Source organism: Candidatus Hydrogenedentota bacterium (assembly GCA_016791475.1).
In the GTDB taxonomy this organism is placed as follows: domain Bacteria; phylum Hydrogenedentota; class Hydrogenedentia; order Hydrogenedentales; family JAEUWI01; genus JAEUWI01.
Genome location: JAEUWI010000009.1, coordinates 113,867 through 132,818, shown reverse-complemented (window position 1 = coordinate 132,818; position 18,952 = coordinate 113,867). Strand labels below are relative to the sequence as shown.

Genomic DNA, 18,952 nt, shown 5'->3' with positions numbered 1-18,952 from the left:
TCTACCGTGGGAGCGGTGTGCGAAACCGCCCAATGCCTACAGGCGCCACGCAGGGAGATTGCAGGGCATGAAGATCACGCTATCAGGGGTTTGCATCGGACTGGTCTGTGCGCTGCTTTCTTGTTCGGCGCGGGCGGGCGAAGATCCGGGTACGACGCGCTTCGTAAGTGTTCAGACGGGTGACGACGGGAATCCCGGCACGCAGGTGAGCCCCTATCGCACCATCGGCGGCGCGCTGGCGGCGCTGGGCCTCGAAGGGGCGGCCGAGCCCTGGACCCTCACCATTGGCCCCGGCACCTACGACGAGACCGTGGAGACCTTTCCCATTAATCTGCCGACGGATGGAGTGCGCTTGATCGGCGAGAGCAAGGAGACGTCGATCATTGATGGTGGCGGTGCGGCCTCGGCGGCGGGCCCCCTGTTGACGGGCAGTGGAATCAGCGATTTCGTAATTTCCGGTCTGTCCTTCCAGAACACGGCGCGGACCGGCGGCACGGATAACGGCGGCGCGATAGAGTTCTTGAACAGCTCCGGTACCATTCAAGACTGTGCCTTCACCAACAACGCCTGCGAACGGGCGGGCGGGGCAATCTGGATTTCCGTGGCCACGGGCGAGCAACTGCGCCTGGCGGACAACACCTTTACCGGCAACACCACAGGCCTGACAGGAACCTTTCAGGACCGCTTTGGCGGCGCGGTGTGCGTCGCCGGGGCGATGACGGGAGAGATCACGGGGAATTCCTTCACCGGCAACTCCGCCGAGCTCAATATCCTCGGGAATGGCCTGGCCGATGCCTTCGGCGGCGCGCTGTTCATCGGGGGCGACTTCGTGGGGGCGAATGGTGTGGAGAGTTTCGCCTCCAACAGCTTCAACGGCAATTCGGTGTCCACCGTGGACGGCGTGGACGGCCTCGGCTCGGCGGTGATGGTGGACGGGTCCTTCACCGGCGGCATGACCGGGTGTTCGTTCACGGACAACAACGCGCCCACGTTCTCCATTGACGGCACGTTTGCGGTCGCGGGGTCCATTTCGGGCGATATCAGCAATTGCACGTTTGAAAACAATACCGTGCGCGGTTCGGGTGGCGGCCTGTTTGTGGCCGGGGACTATGTCGGCGATATCACGGGCTGCACGTTTACCGGCAATCAGGCCGGTGCGGGGGAGTCGTCCTTTCAGGTGCAGCGCGGCGGCGCGATTGCGATTCTGGGGCAGTTTACGGCGAGCAACACGGGTCTGAGCAACTGCACCTTCACCAACAATAGCGCCTCGATGGACGCCCAGGGCAATGGCGTGGCGGAAGCCCGGGGTGGCGCGGTGCACGTGGGCGGAAACTGGAATGGCCCCCTGCGCCGGAACACCTTCGACAACTGCCGGGCGAGCAGTACCGACGGCGACGCTTTTGGTGCGGGCCTTTACGCGGGTGGCGATTTTACGGGAGCGGACCTGAGCGGGAACTTGTTCAAGGAATGCTCCGTCACCGGCAGCACGCGCAACAGTGCGGGCGGCGGCCTGTATATTGCCGGCGCCCTGACGCTTCCCTTCATCGGGAACCGTTTCGAGGCCAACACCGCCGAGTTGCGGGGCGCGGGCGCCTATATGGGCGGGGTGGTCGTCGGCACGCTGGAGAGCAACGATTTTATCAACAACATCCTGGCCAATACCGTGGCGCGGAATTTTGCGGGCGCCGGCCTCTGCATTGCCGAGGGACTGCTGGGCGATGTGGTGAGCAACCGCTTCTTCGGCAACAGCGCGCAGATGGTCGATTTTGGCAACGGCCTCTTTACGTCGAATGGCGCGGGGATGTTTGTCGGCGGCACCTTCGATGGCGGATTTGGCGCCAACGAATTTGTCGGCAACCGCGCCACCAGCGTCGATGGCGGGTCGTCCGGCGGCGGTCTTTTCGTCGAGGGAGAGGTCGACCGGAATTTCTTCGAGCAGAATCTCTTTTCGCGCAACCATGCGGACGCGGGCGGCGGCATGTACTTCATGTTTGAGGGAGGGCGCAATATCCTGATCCGGAACAACCTGTTCACGGAGAATACCTGCACGGGCCCGCAGGGCGCGGATATAGCGAGCGAGCAGCGGGTCACGCTGATCAACAATTCTTTCAGCGGTACGCCCGAGGGCGGGGCGAGCATCTTCTTTCCGGTGATCGCGGTGGACAATCTATCGGGCCTTTACAACAACCTTTTTGAGCGTGTGGAGACGGCGATCCATTTGGCCGACGCGATCACGATCCCGATCGCGAACAACAATTTTGATGTGAATACCGCGCTGGTGCTGCGGGATGGCGTCGCCCACGCGACCCCGGAAGAGCTTGCGCCCCTCTTCGGCGTGAACTTCAGAGACAATTCGGTGCTATCCAACGGACTGGTGGGCAATGGCGACACCAACGGCAACGACGAGGCCTCGGGAAGCTGGAAAAGCGCAACGGTCTATGATCCGGTTACGCGCCAGTCGACCTTGACCGACACGGATCGGAGCTGGGCGCCCGGCGAGTGGGCGGGCGCTCTCGTGAACCTGTCGATCGATCCCGAAGTGCGGGAGCACTACCGGATCGTGGACAACACGGAGACGACGTTGCTGGTGAAGGGAAACCTCGTCGCGGCGCACCGGGGCGGCTTGCTGGAGACCTACACCATCGACGACTATCACCTGCTGGAGACTTCACCGCTCGTGGATCGGGGCGAATCGGTCATTGTGGAGTCCCAGAATGTCACCCCGCTGAGCGACTTTGACGCGGAGAACCGGCCCTCGGGCTGCAACGTGGATATCGGCGCGGATGAGTTTCAGGGGGGCGAGCCTTGCACGAGCAATATCGAAGTTTCGCCTCTCAGTATCGATTTTGAGGCACAGGATATCGGTGCGGGGCCCGTGGAGCGCGATGTCGTCATCACCAATACGGGTGAGGGGGACCTGAGCGTCACCGGCGCCGGGATCGTGGAAGGGTCGGATGGCTTCGGGCTGAATGGCGACACGGGAGAGACGATTCTCGAATTTGGCGAAAGCAGGACGGTGACCGTTACTTTTGATCCGGATGGGCCTGGCGACTTCTCCGGGGCCTTGTCCGTAAACTCCGACGACCCGGATTCACCGGAGATCCTGGTTGCGCTGTCGGGCACCGGCGTATCGGGTGGTGAGGGAGAAGGAGAAGGCGAGGGTGAGGGCGAGGGCGAGGGCGAGGGCGAAGGCGAAGGTGAAGGTGAAGGAGAAGGAGAAGGAGAGGGAGAAGGCGAAGGCGAGGGTGAAGGCGAGGGTGAAGGCGAGGGTGAAGGCGAGGGTGAAGGCGAAGGCGAAGGCGAAGGAGAAGGCGAGGGTGAAGGCGAGGGTGAAGGGCCGATAGCGGACTTCAGTGCGGATAGAACGTCCGGCGAGCCGCCGCTTACCGTCCAGTTTACGAACGATACTACGCTGAACGGCGCCACCCAGGGCGCGCTGTTCTGGGACTTCGGCGACAACCTCTTCAGCAACCAGGAGAACCCGCAACACACCTACACCGCGGATGGTCGATACACCGTGACCTTGACCGTGATTACCAACGCGGGTGTGGCGGTGGAGCGGAAGGAAGAGTTCATCGTTGTGGGCGATGCGCCGCCCCGGGAACCGGGCGATGGCCCGCCGGTGCTCTACGTGAAAAAGGGCGAAGGCGAAGGCTCGGGCACCGAGGAGGATCCGTTCACCACCATCACTCGGGCCATGGAAGAGGCCGCGACCTACGCCACCGAAGACTACGTGGTGACGATTCAGTTGTCGGCCGAGACGTATACCGAAGCGGTCAGCTTCGCGCCGAATGTGGCGCTGCGCGGCGCCGATCCGTCGGACCGGGGCGCCACGGTGATCGCGCCGGCCCTCGCGCAAGTGCAGACCAACGGCGACCGGGCGATCCAGGCGGCGGACAACACCGTGCTGGCCAATTTGACCGTTGTGCTGGAGTTGACGGACGCGTCGGACTTCCGTCTCCTCTCCATTGACGGGGTAAAGATGACGGTGTTCAATGTGGCGCTGGACGGCAGCAATCTCCTGGGCTCCGTGGGCATATCCATCCTGAATCTGGAATCCTCCGGCACCGTCGTGCAAGATTGCCTTATTCGCCAGTGCGAATTTGGCGTACGCGCCCTGGCCACCGGCGCACGGATAACGCGCACGCGCTTCGAGACCATTCAGGAAGACGCCCTCTTCGTACAGCGCCCCTCGGATCGCAAAGGGGCCGAGGCGGAAGTGGTGCCCCAGATGGGCGACATCCGCGACTTGAATGAGTCGGGGCAGAACAGCTTCGATGCGGACAGCATCGGCGGAGCCTTCATCAACAATCTCAATGAGAGCGCCACTATTGTTGCGGAAGGCAACGAATGGGGCAGCGATGAGTTCGGCGAGATCAATCTCAGGATGGAGGGTCCCGGCGAGGTGGACTTCCTGCCCTATCGCCTTACGTCGAACGCCCAGATTCTGACCTTCACCCTCTCGGTGCTGTTGAAGGATTTCGAAACCGAGGCCCCCATCGGCAATGGCACGGTAAGTATCGCGGAACTGACGGGTACGTCGACTTCCGTCAATGTGGATGGGGTCTATACCTTTCCGGCCCTGCCGCAGGGTGATTACACCGTGAACGGCGCGGCGGCGGGCTTTGCGACGAACACGGGCACCGTGACGGCCCCGGACTTTATCGAGTCGATCGAGATCGGCCTGACCCGCACCGGACTCAGCACCGATGCGGTGGCCGTGCTGCTATTGGACGAATTCGATGCGGCGGACCAGGACGGCAATGGCAGCCTGAGCTTCTCCGAGGCCCGCGCGGAAGTGCCGGCCATTACCCAGATCCAGTTCAATGAACTCGCGGGTAGCGATGGCGTCCTGACAGAAGCGGAGCTCGACGCCCGGGTAAACCCGGTGGATCCCGGCGGCTGCGCCAAGGTGGGCGTGGTCTCCCTGGCCGACACGGTCCGGCGCTATCTCGGTGACCTCTTCCTGCTGGGTATTGCCTTGGCGGGTCTGCTGGCCTGGCGCGGCGCGGGCGGGGCGTGAATCTGGAAAGGATTGTCCGCGCGGCATGAATACCGAGAGGCCGCAGGGTGTAGTATTTCCTGGAGATTGAAGTCTCAGATGAGAGTGAATCAACAGAGGAGAGACCGAGGATGAGAACAGCGAATCCAGCGCTGAATGAGAATACCTTTTTGAATGTTCACGATCAGGCCTACGGTGGACAGTCCATGACCATCGAAGGTACTGTGAGCAAGTCCGGCATTCTGCTCATGCTCGTGATGGCGTCGGCGGCCTTCACCTGGCGCGGTTACCTGAACGGGTCGGAGCAGGTCATGCTCTGGATGATTGGCGGGCTCATCGGAGGCCTGGTGTTTGGTCTGGTGACCAGTTTCAAACCGGCAATCGCCATGTACACGGCACCGGTCTACGCGCTCTGCGAGGGACTTTTCCTCGGTGGAGTTTCGGCACAGGCCCAGGTGATGTCGGGACAGGCCATTGTCATACAGGCCGTCACGTTGACCTTTGGTATCCTGCTGGCCCTGCTGTTTGTCTACCGCATCGGACTCATCAAGGCCACGGAAAATTTCAAGCTCGGCGTGGCCGCCGCGACGGGCGGGATCTTTCTGGCCTACCTCGCCACGATTGTGCTGGGGCTTTTTGGTATCGCGGTGCCGTTCATTCACCAGACCGGCGCCATCGGGATTGGCTTCAGCCTCTTTGTGGTCGTTGTAGCCTCGCTCAACCTCGTGCTGGATTTTGACTTTATCGAAAACGGCGCGGAGCGCGGTGCGCCGAAGTACATGGAGTGGTACTCGGCCTTCGGATTGATGGTCACGCTGATCTGGCTCTACCTGGAGATCCTGAGGCTGCTGTCGAAGCTCCAGTCGCGGCGATAGGGTCCATGGGGCAACGACTGGCGTTAACAACGATAAGATAAGCACAAGAAAAGGCCCGCGATCATTCGCGGGCCTTCCAGTTTTGGAGGTTGTGGACTGGCGGTCAGTCGCGGGACGACATCAGGAGCTGGAGAATATACCAGAAAAGGAGCGCAACGGAGGCGAAGAGGGCCAGCGCAGCCGCCACGTGCTGGCCGACGCGGTATTCGTGCATCACGTTGGAGGTGGTGTAGAGGACACTCGCACCCGCGAAGACGGCCATGACGCCCGTGAAGAAAATCCCCAGGGAAAATCCGAATACAACGCTGCACACGATCAGGCCAAGGGCTACGAATCCGAACATCCCCAGAAAGGGCCCCATGAAGGAGAAATTCTTGCGCGTAAAGAAAACAATGGACGTAATGCCCGTAAAGGCGCAGCCGGTGAGGATGGCGGCCGTGGGGATCACTTCCCGACCGCCGAAGTTGGCGGCGATGTAGAGCAACGGTGCAAAGAAGATCGCCTCCGCGACCACATAAAGGCCGAGGCCGGCATACTGCATGCCCACCGAGGTATCGGAAGCGGCCCAGCGGTTGGCCACATAGCTTACGCCCATGAATCCGGCGAGGACGATCAGCATGCCGTAGCGGATACCCAGCACGGACGCCACAAGGCTTTCCGTGATGGGAAGACTCAGGATTACCGCCTCGACGCCGATGAAGGCAAGTACGGCAGCGAATAGATGCACATACGTCTTGGAAATAAAGGAAGCGCGCGCCTCGGCCGAAGCCTGGTCCGCCATTGTGTACTCATCCGCACGAAATATGTCCTGTCGCATGTTGCTGTCTCCCTGTTTGGTTGCTGTTGGTCTACTCACAAGCCCACTGCACTGATGCCGGAGTCATTATAGGGAATAACTCAACTACAGTAAACCACGCCAACGCTTATTGTATTCCAAAACAATCGGGCGCGCCTTTTCGGTCAAGAAGGCGCGCCCGCTATTGTCTATCCTTCGGCGAAGTCGTCGCTCTGGAGTTCGCCGATTCAGGCTACGCGTCGCGGCGAAGGGACGACCACCCCAGCAGCGTGATCATGGCCACGCCCAAAAGGAAGAGGTCGCCCAGCTTGGTGCCTACCTTGCTGATGGTGCCCTCGATATAGAAATTGCATCCTTCGCCTTCACCTTCGCCTTCGCCTTCACCTTCACCTTCACCTTCGCCTTCACCTTCGCCTTCACCTTCCCCTTCGCCTTCGCCTTCACCCTCACCTTCACCCTCACCTTCACCTTCCCCTTCGCCTTCGCCTTCACCCTCAGCGATTACCGGCGTACCAATGGTCAGTGTCCACTCCGCGAGCAACTCCAGTTCAGGAAGTGACGCTACGCCCGTATTGCGGGTCGACCCGCCGGTAGTAACGCGAAAAGAATACTCGCCATCCGGGAGTTCAATCGAGATTGAACCGGACTTCTCGCAGGTGCCTTCTTCGCGTGTGCAAAACAATTGGCTGCTTCCAAGGAAATCACCTGTTCCTTCGTCCCGCAGGGATGCGGAAACAGATGCGTTCACTTCATCCGTGAATTCTCCGGGTGCTGTGAGGGTCGAGTCGAGGCTTCCGCTCCACTCAAAGGTCTCTCCGCCGTTGGAAACGGTAAAGAGTATCTCCGTTTCGACGACGCCCTGGGCGACTGCGACACTGGTGGTGCCTTCACAGTTTCCACAAGACTGGGAAGAAGTGATGAGGGTGGCCAGGCTGTTCAATTGGAGGCCGCTATTGATGACGGAGAAAATGCCGCCGGTCAGGAGCGTGGAACTCACACCGCCGCCGGGAGATTCACTGCTAACCTCGAGAAAGGGGTTGAATACATCCGCCACATCACTCGAAATTTCCTGCAGGGCATCCTGATCCCGATTCTCAATGCCGTCGATCGCCGAAGTCGATGCGTCGACAAAGGTGTTATACCCTGTAACCTCAAAATCCGCATGAGCGGCCAGGGGCGCGCCCATGGCGAGCAGGGCCGCCAGGGCGGGGCCCAGAGGCTTCATAAGACGATAGGAATCCATTGATATCTCCCTTTTGTGTTCGAACTGTCGTTGACAGCCACCACGTGTAGACACTGGTCCAACCCAAGCCAGACTACCAGTATAGCTACCCGGCACGCCAGTTTCTTCCCCATCGCCCGTTCTTGGATCCGCCGTCGAAAGCGTGTAGGCTGTACCCCGCTGTGCTGAAGACAATCACCCCGGCTATCGGGGCAGGAGAGTGCAATGGATTTCACCGTATCGGCGAAGATGGAAGACCTGCTGGGGCGCGTGCGCGCCTTTGTGCGCGAAGAGCTGTATCCGCTGGAGCCCCAATTGCTCAGCGAAGGTTTTGGCGCGCTGCTGCCCGTACTTCAAGAGAAGCGGAAGAAGGTGCGGTCCCTCGGACTCGCGTTGCCACAGATCGAGAAAGAACACGGCGGCCTCGGTCTGAGTGTGCTGGAGCATGGCCTCGTACAGGCCGAGCTGGCCAAGTCGCCCGTGGGCGTCTATTGCTTCAACTGCCAGGCGCCCGACGCGGGCAACATGGAAATCCTGATCAAATTCGGCACGCCGGAGCAGAAGGAAAAATACCTCAAGCCGCTGCTCGCGGGCGAGATCCGCAGTTGCTTCTCCATGACCGAACCGGACTTTCCAGGCTCGAACCCCACTTGGATGGGCACGACGGCGGTGAAGGATGGCGACGACTACGTGATCAATGGCCGCAAGTGGTTCACCTCGTCCGCCGAAGGCGCGAACTTTGCCATCGTGATGGCCGTGACGAATCCCGAGGCGCCGAAGCATCTGCGGGCGAGCCAGATCATCGTGCCGCTGGACACGCCCGGCTTTACGCTTGTGGAGAATATCTCCTGCATGGGCCATCGGGGCGAAGACTGGGACAGCCACGCGGAAGTGAATTATGAGAACGTCCGCGTGCCCCAGTCCAATCGCCTGGGCGAAGAGGGCGCCGGCTTTCTCATCGCGCAGGAGCGCCTTGGGCCGGGCCGCATTCACCACTGCATGCGCTGGGTGGGCATAAGTGAGCGCGCCTTTGAATTGCTCTGCGCCCAGGCGCTCAGCCGCGAAGTGGCGCCGGAGCGCACCCTGGGCATGCAGCAGTTCGTTCAAGGCTGGATTTCCGAGAGCCGCGCAGAGATTAATGCCGCGCGACTTATGGTGCTGCAGGCGGCGGATACCATCGACCGGAAGGGCGCGAAAGAGGCGCGGGTGGAGATTTCGCTCATCAAGTTCTTCGTGCCCAATGTGATGATGAAAGTACTGGACCGCGCGATTCAGGCCCACGGCGGTCTCGGCATCACCGACCGCACGCCCCTCGCGTCCTTCTGGCGGAATGAGCGCGCCAGCCGCATTTACGATGGCCCGGACGAGGTACACAAGATGTCGGCGGCCAAGCGGATTCTGGAGTTGTATAAGGCGCAGGCGGAATCTCATCAGTAATGACTACTATGATCGACACCCCCAAGCCCATCCGACCTGGCGAAGAGTTCGACCTTTCGCGTCTCGAGGCGTACCTGAAATCGGCTATCCCCGATCTTGAGGGGACGCTCGAAGTGGCTCAGTTTCCCAGCGGCTTTTCCAACCTGACCTATCTGCTCAAGGTGGGCGAGCGGGAGCTGGTGCTCCGAAGACCGCCCTTCGGCAGCAAGGTGAAGTCCGCCCATGACATGGGCCGTGAATACACCGTGTTGTCGGCGCTGCACCCCATCTATCCGGCGGCGCCGAAGCCCCTGGCGCTGTGTGATGATTTGGAAGTCATGGGCGCACAGTTCTATGTGATGGAGCGCATTCGCGGTTCGATATTTCGCGGGGTGAAGCCCGAAGGCTTCGACGCGGATGAGTTGACGGTGCGCGGCTGCTGCGAGGCCTTCGTAAAGAACCTGGCGGCGCTCCATGGGCTGGACTACGAGGCCGCGGGACTCGGCGCACTGCGCAAAGAAGGCTCCTACGTGGCGCGGCAGGTGTCGGGCTGGATCAAGCGCTATCATGGATCGAAGACCGACGACATCCCCGCGATCGACACCGTGATGGCGTGGCTCGAAGCGAATCACCCCGAAGACTCCGGCGCGACACTGGTGCACAACGATTACAAGTTCGACAACGTGGTGATGGACCCCCACGACCCCACGAAAATCATCGGCGTGCTCGACTGGGAAATGTGCACCATTGGCGATCCGCTGATGGATCTGGGTACGGTACTGGGCTACTGGATCGAGAAGGGCGACCCGGATCTAGGCGTAATTCAATGTTTCCTGAGTCAGGAGCCGGGCATGATGACCCGGAAAGAAATGGCGACGCTATACGCGGAACTGACCGGGCGCAGCCTGGAGAACATACTGTTCTACTATGTGTTCGCGCTCTTCAAGCTCGCGGTGATCGTGCAGCAGATTTACTATCGATACAAACAGGGCCTGACCAAAGACGAGCGTTTCGCACCGTTGATTTATGTCGTGGGGGCGCTGGGGCATCGGGCGGAGGGGTGTATTGAGACGGGGGCGATGTAGCCAGGTGATTGGCGATGAGGGGAACCAGCCATCCCGATCAGCATGCGCCAACGTGGGTTGGGCTTCCAGCCTGACCTTATGTCAATGCCGAGTTTGTTGGCGCGGACCGATCAAGAGATGACCAAATTTTAGGAGTTCACTGTGTTACGCTGGGCGGCTTGGTCAGGCGGGACGCCTAACCCACCTTGACGCGCTTTGATGGTCGACTTTGCCGGGTCATCGGGCGGGATGTAGTATCGCAATCGGCCACGAGCAAGCCCACATGCTTTGATCGAGAAGCGCCAACGTGGGTTAGGCTTCCAGCCTGACCTTATGTCAATGCCGAGTTTGTTGGCGCGGACCAATCAAGAGATGACCAAATTTTATGAGTTCACTGTGCTACGCTGGGCGGCTTGGTCAGGTGGGACGCCTAACCCACCTTGACGCGCTTTGATGGTAGACGCCGCTTGTAGTATCGTGATCGGCTACGATCAAGCCCACGCGCTTTGATCGAGAAGCGCCAACGTGGGTTGGGCATCTTGCCTGACCTGCTGTCGTGGGCGGTTCCGCAGCCACTATGGTAAGGCGGGACGCCTAACCCACCTTGATGCGCTTTCATGGTCGACCTTGCTGGGTCATCGGGCGGGATGTAATGTCGCAATCGGCCACGCTCAAGCCCATGCGCTTTGATCGAGAAGCGCCAACGTGGGTTGGGCATCTTGCCTGACCTGCTGTCACGGGCGGTCCCGCAGTCACCAAGGTCAGGCGGGACGCCTAACCCACCTTGACGCGCTTTCATGGTCGACGCCGCTGGGTCATCGGGCGGGATGTAATGTCGTGATCGGCTACGATCAAGCCCACGCGCTTTGATGGTCGACACCGCTGTAAGTACGAGGTTATTCAGGGGCGTCAAGTCCTGTGCTTTCGCGAAATCCAGGTGCTTCGTAGTACAGGTACTCGCCCGGAGACAGCTTTGCCTGCATGGGATTAAGTGCGATGTAGGACAGGCATCGGTCGAGGTGGGGGATGCCTCGCAGAAGATGGTCCCAACTTTCCTGTTGCCAGAGTGTTCCCGAGCGTCCCAGGGCCTTGTTGATCTGCTTCGCGGAGTAGCTTTTCCATGAGTGCGTCACGGATTCCAGCGCAGTATCAGTCCGAAGTTGAAACAAGACATGGACGTGGTTGGGCATGACTATAAATGACGCGAGGTCATAGCGATCACCGTCAAAGTGGTGGAGCGAATCGGCGACTATATTGGCGCAGCGCGGCGAGCGTAAGTGGCACGCACCATAGCCCGCATCCAGCCAGGCTTCGAGGCGTTTGGGGAAGCGGTCACGGTAGTCCCGCATTGTCTTGTCATCCCATGGCCTGGGGTGCTTTACGAGCCAGGCTTCGCGTTCGGCTTTCCAGGCCCGCAGCTTCTCCTGGGGCAGGGAATCGGCGAGACGCCACGTGAGGAAATAGAAAGCGCTATCGAGCCGCCAGTGCGGCAGATGGCGGGCGTCTTTGCGCACTTCCGCGCCGGGCGTTAGAAAGGGTGAAACGAGATCGTGTTCAGCGTTCACTTCTGCCGGGATATCGTCCATGAAGATGGTTCTCCAAGAACAACAGATTAGCAAAGAAGCAGCGGGTTGACAATAGTGCGAGTTGTTGCCAGAAGCAAGCGGGTTGTACATCGGGTCCCAAAAGGGCGCCAACGTGGGTTGGGCATCTTGCCTGACCTTATGTCAATGCCGAGTTTGTTGGCGCGGACCAATCAAGAGATGACCAAATTTTAGGAGTCCACTGTGTTACGCTGGGCGCCTTGGTCAGGCGGGACGCCTAACCCACCTTGACGCGCTTTGATGGTAGACGCCGCTGGGTCATCGAGCGGGATGTAGTATCGTGATCGGCTACGATCAAGCCCACGCGCTTTGATCGAGAATCGCCAACGTGGGTTGGGCACCTTGCCTGACCTGTTGTCGTGGGCGGTCCCGCAGTTACTATGGTCAGGCGGGACGCCTAACCCACGTTGATCGCCTGTGTTGGTGCGGGATTCCGCTGGTGATCCGGAGATCTTGCGCCGCGGCACGGGTCGGCAAAGGGTGGCCCTGGCGGGTGGAGTCATTCGCCTTTTTCGATTGCCCTTCTTCCTTTCAGTCACTATAATACTTGCAGGGTTGTGGCGTTTCCTGTTGAACTCACGTGCTGCTCTTTGGAGCGAGGATGGGAAAATGATAGCGATGCAATGCGGGGCATGTGGGAAGTCGGTCAATGTGGACGAGCACCTGGGGCACAATCAGCGCTGTCCAATGTGTGGCGGGTCGGTGGGGCGTATCCCATTGCCGCCGGTGTCGACAGCGTTAAGCGATCTCCAGGACGGGGAACTGCCGGTGCGCTTCGGGGCCTACAGCAAGGCCGCGGAGGAAAAGTGGGAGGATCCGGCGGAGCGTTCCACGGCGGCGGCTTCGTGGGATGATCCTTTCGAACCCCGGGTGGAAGAGCAGGTGGAGCGGCTGGTGGTGGATGAGGCCAAGATCGACAATGCGGTGCTCAATGTGGTGCCGCCGGAGGTGGAGGCGCGCTTCCGGGCGCGACAGCGGGAGGCGCGAAAAAAGCTGGTGGGCCTGGGACTGGTGGTGGCGGTGGCGGTGATCGGGCTGATCGTGTTTATCATGTATTGAGGGGGCCCGGTGCGGGGCCCGTGGGGCTCCAGGTTGTAACGTGCTATACTTTCAGCTTTCCGGGCGCTGCGGCGCCTTTTCTTTTTCTGGAGAGTTTGACGCATGTCCCTGGTGATTGATGAGAGTTGGTATGTCCGCGAAGAGGGGCTTCCCGAGCGCGTTTCGGCGGGCGGGGTGATTGTCCGCATTGATCGGGGCAATGTCTTGGTGGCACTCGTGCATGAGAAGGGCTGCGCGGGGTATGTCCTGCCGAAAGGTGGCGTGGATCCCGGCGAGTCGCTGGAAGCAGGCGCGCTGCGGGAAATCGAGGAGGAGTCGGGTCTAACCGAGATCCATCTGCTGGGCGAGTTGGCCGTGCTGGAGCGCCTCAGCGAGAAGAAAGACAAGTGGTCCATCAACCACTATTTCCTCTATGCCACCGAGCAGGTCAGCGGCACGATCCTGGACACGGAGCATCACGACGAGCAGATCTGGGCGCCGCTCGACACGCTTCCGGCGATGTTCTGGCCGGACGAAGAGCGTCTGCTGGTGCGCCAACGCAAGGCGATTTATGACCGTGTAATTGCGCACCAGAATCCCTGGAAGCGCAAGAAGGGCTTTGTGTAGTCCGGGGGCGAGCGCTATTCCGCACGCTGACGCGCGCCCCAGCAGGCCCGCAGTCCCAGCCCGGCCAGACCGATGGCGAGGAGGCTCGCGCTTCTGGGCTCGGGAATCGTGATGGGCATCGGCAGGTCACCGGGGCCCATCCTGCGTGAATCGAGCCCCTTCTCCTCATCGGCTGTGCCGAGGGCCACGTATCCCAGATCCATATCGGGCGGCGGCAGGACCGCCTCCAGCGCAGGGGACGGAACGTAGTAGCCGCGAGGTGCCGGGATTGTCAGCGGTGACCTGGCGGGCGGGGTCTCCCCAGAACTTACCATCAGGAGACTTGCCCCCGTCGGGGTGTCGCGCGGCGGCACGAAGGCGGGGGGACTCAGGTGGGTCTCTCCCAGTGCGGGCGCCTCGATTCGGGGTTGAAGCACGGCGGTAAGCGGCGAATTGCCTTCATGCGTGGGGGGCGTGGGGAAAAGAGCTTCACTGGCCGGTTCTTCCCGCTGCGTATCCAGTGGAAGCGCCTGTGCGGTGTGCAGGGCGGCGAGGGATACCAGGGCGGAAGCCAGGCATCGGGGTATCAACTTCATTGGGGTGTCCTGTCGTTGTGCGCTCAACAAGGCCGGAAAAACGTTCAGAGGGATGTCCGGCCACTTCGATGGTGCTGCGCGAACCCGTAGACGGGCGGGGCTCGCGCTCATGCTCACCATTCATACTTCACATGGGCCAGGCGTGCGCACCGCTCAAGGTCCCGGCGGCATCCGGCGGCTTCCAGGCAAGGGTCCGGGGAAACCCGTGCTAATTCGAGCGCCTGCACCTGCTGTCCACGATCTTTGATGCAAGTATCGGGCCAAGCCCGAGCGCGTAAAGTGAACGCGGACGCGCAGGCGCATTAACCCAACCATGCCAAGGTCTTGCGCAGGCGGTCGACCCGGTCGATGCTTGTCGGTATCGCATCGCCCTCCAGAGTATCTAACCAAACGGTAGGCTGGCGATAACGCAAATCTCACAAAGCAACCGCGCGGTGTGCGCGAAAAGTGAGGATCATTGCGGCCCGGTCGTTGCAAGAGGAGGCAGGGCCAAAAAAAAAAATCAGCAGGCCCGACGCGTTAGCGCCCGGATCGGCAACCCCATCCACCTCGCGATTCCCGGCTTGCCACGTGCCCCCAAATGGCCTATGATGAAGGGCCCTGTGGGATTCACTTTCAACGCAAGGATACTTTATGGACGTCCCCTATATCTTTAGAGATGGCATTCTCTCGGGCAAGGTCGCTTTCGTGACGGGCGGCGCCTCCGGCATCGGTCTAGGCATCAGTCGCCGTCTGGCGCAGGCCGGGGCGGATGTGGTCGTCGCCAGCCGTCGGCTGGAACAGTGCGAGGCGGTGGCGGCTGCGCTGGTATCGGAATTCGGCGTTCGCGCGGTGGGTCTGGCGCTGGATGTGCGCGATTCGGCGCGTGTCAACGAAGTGATGGCCAAGGCCGTTGAAATTATGGGCCGTCTCGACATACTGGTGAACAACGCGGCCGGGAATTTCTACTATCCGGCGGAGAAGCTTCGGGACAGCCAGTGGAAGGCGGTGGTGGAGATCGATCTGTATGGGACTTTTTTCTGTTCGCGGGCGGCCTTTCCCTACCTGCAGGCCCAGGGCGGAACGATCGTGAGCACGAGCATGACGTTGCACCACACCGGTTGGGTGGGCATGGTGCCGGCCTGCTCGGCGAAGGCGGGGATCGACGCGATGACGAAGACCCTGGCGCAGGAGTGGGGCCGATTCGGGATCCGGGTCAATGCGATTGCGCCCGGTCCGATTATTACCGAGGGAGTGAAGAAGGCCTTTGCCCTCGGCGGGAGCTTTGACGATCACCTGGACACGGTGCCGCTGGGGCGCGTCGGCGAGCCGGAAGAGATCGGGAATATGGTGGTGTTCATGGCGTCGGACGCGGGTTCCTGGATGACGGGTTCCATCGTAACGATAGACGGCGGCGAAAGCCTGTCGGCCCGCCGCGCGGGCATTGCGCCGGAGCCGCTGGGCCAGTTGGCGGCGTTCATGGACGCGCAGCGCAAGGCGGAGTAGCCGGGGCTCGGGAAGTGGCGGGGACAGCGGTTGTCCCATCAACACGACAAGGTCCACGCATCGCGCGGCTCTCGCCGTCCCTGCAGCTTCAGCGTCGTTATAATTAGAACAACAAGGACTCCTATGAAGAAGAGAGGCACAGGTTGGTACTGGGCTGGCCGGCTGACGGTTGTGGTGGGCCTGTTGTGTGCCGCGCCGCCGGCACCGGCCCAGCCGGAGGCGGGAGGTGCGTCCTTCTGGAACGAAGCCACGCTTTACCGCGATGAATTCGGCACGCCCCACATTGAGGCGGGTTCGATTCGCGCGATGGCGTCGGCCTTCGGCTACGCGCAGGCGGAGGATCATCTGGAGCCCATGCTGATGGCCTATCGGATCGCGCTGGGCCGTGCGGCGGAAGTGGGCGGCGAGGCCTTTGCGGAGAGCGACGCGTTTGCGATCAAGATTGGCAACGCGGAGCAGTCCGCCATCGCCCTGGGTCAGGCCGACCCGGTGACGCTGGATCTTTGCGAGGGTTTCGCGCTGGGTGTCAACGCGTGGATTCTGGAGCATCAGGATCGGGTGCCGGCCTGGGCCGAGGGCGTGCAGCCCAAGGATGTGCTCGCGTGGTGGCACTACCTGATGGTGGCGCAGACGCCCTTTGACCTGCCCGGGGTCTACCACCCGAAAGCGCCGCTGGAACGTGCGAATGCGTGGGCGCTGGCGCCGGGGAACACCCTGGAGGGGAGCACCCTGCTGGTCATGAACCCGCAGGAATATTATGACAGCCCCTACCGCTGGTACGAGGCCCATCTCATGGCGGGCGAGATGAATCTGGCGGGGGCGACGCTCTTCGGCGTGCCGGTGCTCATGATGGGACACAATGAGAACGCAGGGTGGGCCTTGACGCCGAACCTGGCGGACACGGCGGATTTTTTCCGGGAGCAGATCGGCGGGCCGCAGACGCCCGGGAGTGATGCGCCGTTCGCGGCCCCGGTGATTGACGACGCGGCGCCGCTGCTGCGATTCATGTCCACGGCCAAGCCCTATTTCGTTCGCACGAGCGCGGGGCTGGTGGAGCGTGCGGTGCCCTCCATGATCGGGACGCGGGGCCCCATCTTTGAGGGGGGCGACGGCGCGCTGTATTCCTGGCGCAACGGGGCTTTCCTCCAGTTTGGCGGTCTGCGTCAGATGCTGATGATGGGACAGTCCACGGGTGTGGCCGAGATGAAAGACGCCTTGGCGATGCATCAGTTGCCGGGTTTTCAGGTGGTCTGCGCGGACAAGTCGGGCGAACTCTACTACCGCTACAACGCGCGGTTGGGGAACCGGGATGCGGCGGCCTCGCCGTCGGATCGCCAGCCGATGAACTGGTCCATGCCGGTGGATTCGGGGCGGGATGTTTTCGCCTGGCGCGAGGTTATTGCACCGGGGCTGCTACCGCAGATTGAGCGCCCGGCAAGCGGGTATGTGCAGGCCTGCGGCACGCCGCCCTGGCTGGCCACGACGAAAAGCGGACTCAACGCGGCCGACTGGCCGCGGTGGCTGGTGGGGGAAGGGCCAAATTACCGGGGTTTTCGGGTTAATCAAATTCTTTCGGCCCGAAAATACTCGTTTTTCGACATGCAGGCCATGCTCTTCGACACCCATGTTCCCGCGGCGGCGGATATGGTCCCCCTGCTGCTGGCGATGGCCAGGAAGCGCCCCGAATTGGTCCGTACGGCCCATCCGGATCTGTTGACCGCGTTGCGCCTGCTGGAGGGCTGGAACCTGAGCTCGGACCGGGAGAGCACGGCGATGGCCTACTACAGCATCTGGTGGGCCCTCATGAAGAAGCGCCACAGCGCCCAGTTCGGGAGCGAGCAGGAGCTTTATCAGGGCCTGCTGGCCAATACCCCCCAGGCGCAGGTGCAGGCCCTGGATGCGGCGGTGGAAGCGGCCCGGATCATGCGCAACGATTTCGGTGCGCTCTCCATACCCTGGGGCAATCTCCACCGGATCCAGCGGGGCGTCCGGAATGAAGCCGCGCCGGGGACGGACACGGGCGATTCGATCTTCCACATGGACAGCCAGTCGTTTACGAACCGGCAGTGGCGGGCGAGTTTCGGCACGGGCTTCGCCATGGTCGTGCAGTTTGGCGAGAAGACCCAGGCGGCGAGCATCGTTCCCTTCGGCGCTTCGGAGCTGACCGATTCCCCCCACTTCGGTGACCAGTTGGACCTCTTTCTGGCGCGGCGGATGAAGCCCACCAATTTCCAGTATGGGACCGTCATTGGAGGGGCATCAAGCGGTTTCGGCACGAGGATCCTGCTGGGCACTCCGGGCCTCGAAGGCCACTGCACCATACTCTCGGCACAACCGCAACAGGTGAAACTGGAGGCTATTCAGACGCCACCCGGCCCGCTGCCCGTGGGCCTGGCGGGCTTCACACCGGCGTTTCGACCGGTGTTCGTGGCGGGGGCCCCCGCCCACACGTGGGCACTGGAACTTCGCGTGCCCGACGAGATTTGCGCGGCGGAATCGTTGAACCGCCTGCAGATCTTCGTACACACCCTCGAGGCGGGTTGGCGCCCCCTGCCGGAACAGCGTTTCGACGGTGCATTGGGGGCCTTCGTGGGCCAGGGAACCGGCTCGGCGATCATCGCGGTGCTGGGTCCCGAGGAAGTCTTGAAAAAACCGGAAGCACCCGAACTCCCCGCCCCGGACGTGGCCCCGGCGCCGGCCGATGACTTCCTGCGCGCGCCGCTGCCCTCGCCGGAGATGGAAAACGAAGGCACGCCGGATGGGGTGGTTGCATCGGCGGAGACTCCCCCCGAGGCTGCGATAGAAGGGGAAGGGCCGGTCCCGGGTGAGCCCGGCGCGGCAGGGCCTCAGCCGGCGGCAAAGCCGCTTTTCGATCTGGAATTCATGGATCAACCCGGTGTGTCACAGCCGGTTTCCAGCCTCTTTTCAGGGCCGGATCCCCATCGGTCCGATGGCGGCGACGGAAAGAAGAAGGAAAAGAAACGAAAGAAGAAAGAACCCTCGGTGGAAGACGCCACCGACCCGGCTCCACCGGCCCCCGAAGCGGAGGAAAAACCCCGCAACGCGAAGAAGAAGGTAGTACAGGAGCCGGGAACCCGCACCAGGGCCCCGAGAACGAACTTCAATTAGTTGGCGGACCCCTCGGGGGGGATCGGGGTCTTATGGGTCTTCGGGTCTTCGGGGTACCGCTGTCAACTATTCCTCACTGTCAACTGTCCACCGCCAACTGCTATGATATGGGGTAAATC

Annotated in this window: 12 protein-coding genes; 8 read left to right on the top strand and 4 right to left on the bottom strand. The window is 61.7% G+C overall.

Features of this window, described 5'->3' with window-relative positions; all coding sequences use genetic code 11:
* Positions 1-67: 67 nt before the first annotated feature.
* Both JNK74_07085 and JNK74_07080 read left to right on the top strand, forming a co-directional pair.
* Positions 68-5,023, top strand: a complete 4,956-nt coding sequence (locus tag JNK74_07085; GenBank protein ID MBL7645941.1) for a choice-of-anchor D domain-containing protein — start codon at positions 68-70, stop codon at positions 5,021-5,023.
* A gap of 110 nt (positions 5,024-5,133) precedes the next feature.
* A complete protein-coding gene (locus JNK74_07080; protein ID MBL7645940.1) occupies positions 5,134-5,877 on the top strand; it encodes a Bax inhibitor-1/YccA family protein in 744 nt (247 codons plus the stop codon).
* Positions 5,878-5,980: 103 nt separating this feature from the next.
* Here JNK74_07080 and JNK74_07075 read toward each other — a convergent pair whose 3' ends face one another.
* Together JNK74_07075 and JNK74_07070 are read right to left on the bottom strand one after the other, a co-directional pair.
* A complete protein-coding gene (locus tag JNK74_07075) occupies positions 5,981-6,694 on the bottom strand; it encodes a Bax inhibitor-1/YccA family protein (protein MBL7645939.1) in 714 nt (237 codons plus the stop codon).
* A 211-nt stretch (positions 6,695-6,905) separates the two neighbouring features.
* Positions 6,906-7,916: a hypothetical protein gene (locus JNK74_07070; GenBank protein ID MBL7645938.1), complete on the bottom strand. Its 1,011-nt coding sequence runs from the start codon at positions 7,914-7,916 to the stop codon at positions 6,906-6,908.
* A gap of 204 nt (positions 7,917-8,120) precedes the next feature.
* Here JNK74_07070 and JNK74_07065 point away from each other — a divergent pair, with 204 nt between their 5' ends.
* Both JNK74_07065 and JNK74_07060 read left to right on the top strand, forming a co-directional pair.
* The gene (locus JNK74_07065) at positions 8,121-9,332 is read left to right on the top strand and encodes an acyl-CoA dehydrogenase family protein (GenBank protein MBL7645937.1); all 1,212 of its coding nucleotides are present in this window, start codon (positions 8,121-8,123) and stop codon (positions 9,330-9,332) included.
* Entirely contained in the window at positions 9,332-10,396 is a 1,065-nt protein-coding gene (locus JNK74_07060) for a phosphotransferase family protein (GenBank protein MBL7645936.1), read from the top strand. The genes JNK74_07065 and JNK74_07060 overlap by 1 nt, the downstream gene beginning before the upstream one ends.
* Before the next feature lie 875 nt (positions 10,397-11,271).
* Here the strand turns inward: JNK74_07060 and JNK74_07055 are convergent.
* On the bottom strand, positions 11,272-11,961 hold the full coding sequence (locus JNK74_07055) for a transposase (protein MBL7645935.1): 690 nt from the start codon (positions 11,959-11,961) through the stop codon (positions 11,272-11,274).
* Positions 11,962-12,588: 627 nt separating this feature from the next.
* Here JNK74_07055 and JNK74_07050 point away from each other — a divergent pair.
* A complete protein-coding gene (locus tag JNK74_07050) occupies positions 12,589-13,038 on the top strand; it encodes a hypothetical protein (protein ID MBL7645934.1) in 450 nt (149 codons plus the stop codon).
* Positions 13,039-13,149: 111 nt separating this feature from the next.
* The gene (locus tag JNK74_07045) at positions 13,150-13,644 is read left to right on the top strand and encodes an NUDIX domain-containing protein (GenBank protein ID MBL7645933.1); all 495 of its coding nucleotides are present in this window, start codon (positions 13,150-13,152) and stop codon (positions 13,642-13,644) included.
* A gap of 14 nt (positions 13,645-13,658) precedes the next feature.
* On the opposite strand, the gene JNK74_07040 is transcribed toward JNK74_07045, so the two are convergent.
* Positions 13,659-14,219 carry a hypothetical protein gene (locus JNK74_07040; protein MBL7645932.1) on the bottom strand — a complete coding sequence of 187 codons (561 nt, stop codon included), beginning with the start codon at positions 14,217-14,219 and terminating at the stop codon, positions 13,659-13,661.
* Positions 14,220-14,852: 633 nt separating this feature from the next.
* Here JNK74_07040 and JNK74_07035 point away from each other — a divergent pair.
* Together JNK74_07035 and JNK74_07030 are read left to right on the top strand one after the other, a co-directional pair.
* Positions 14,853-15,704 (top strand): SDR family oxidoreductase, encoded by an 852-nt coding sequence (locus tag JNK74_07035; protein MBL7645931.1) that lies wholly within the window; start codon positions 14,853-14,855, stop codon positions 15,702-15,704.
* A 123-nt stretch (positions 15,705-15,827) separates the two neighbouring features.
* Entirely contained in the window at positions 15,828-18,833 is a 3,006-nt protein-coding gene (locus JNK74_07030) for a penicillin acylase family protein (GenBank protein ID MBL7645930.1), read from the top strand.
* Positions 18,834-18,952: the final 119 nt, after the last annotated feature.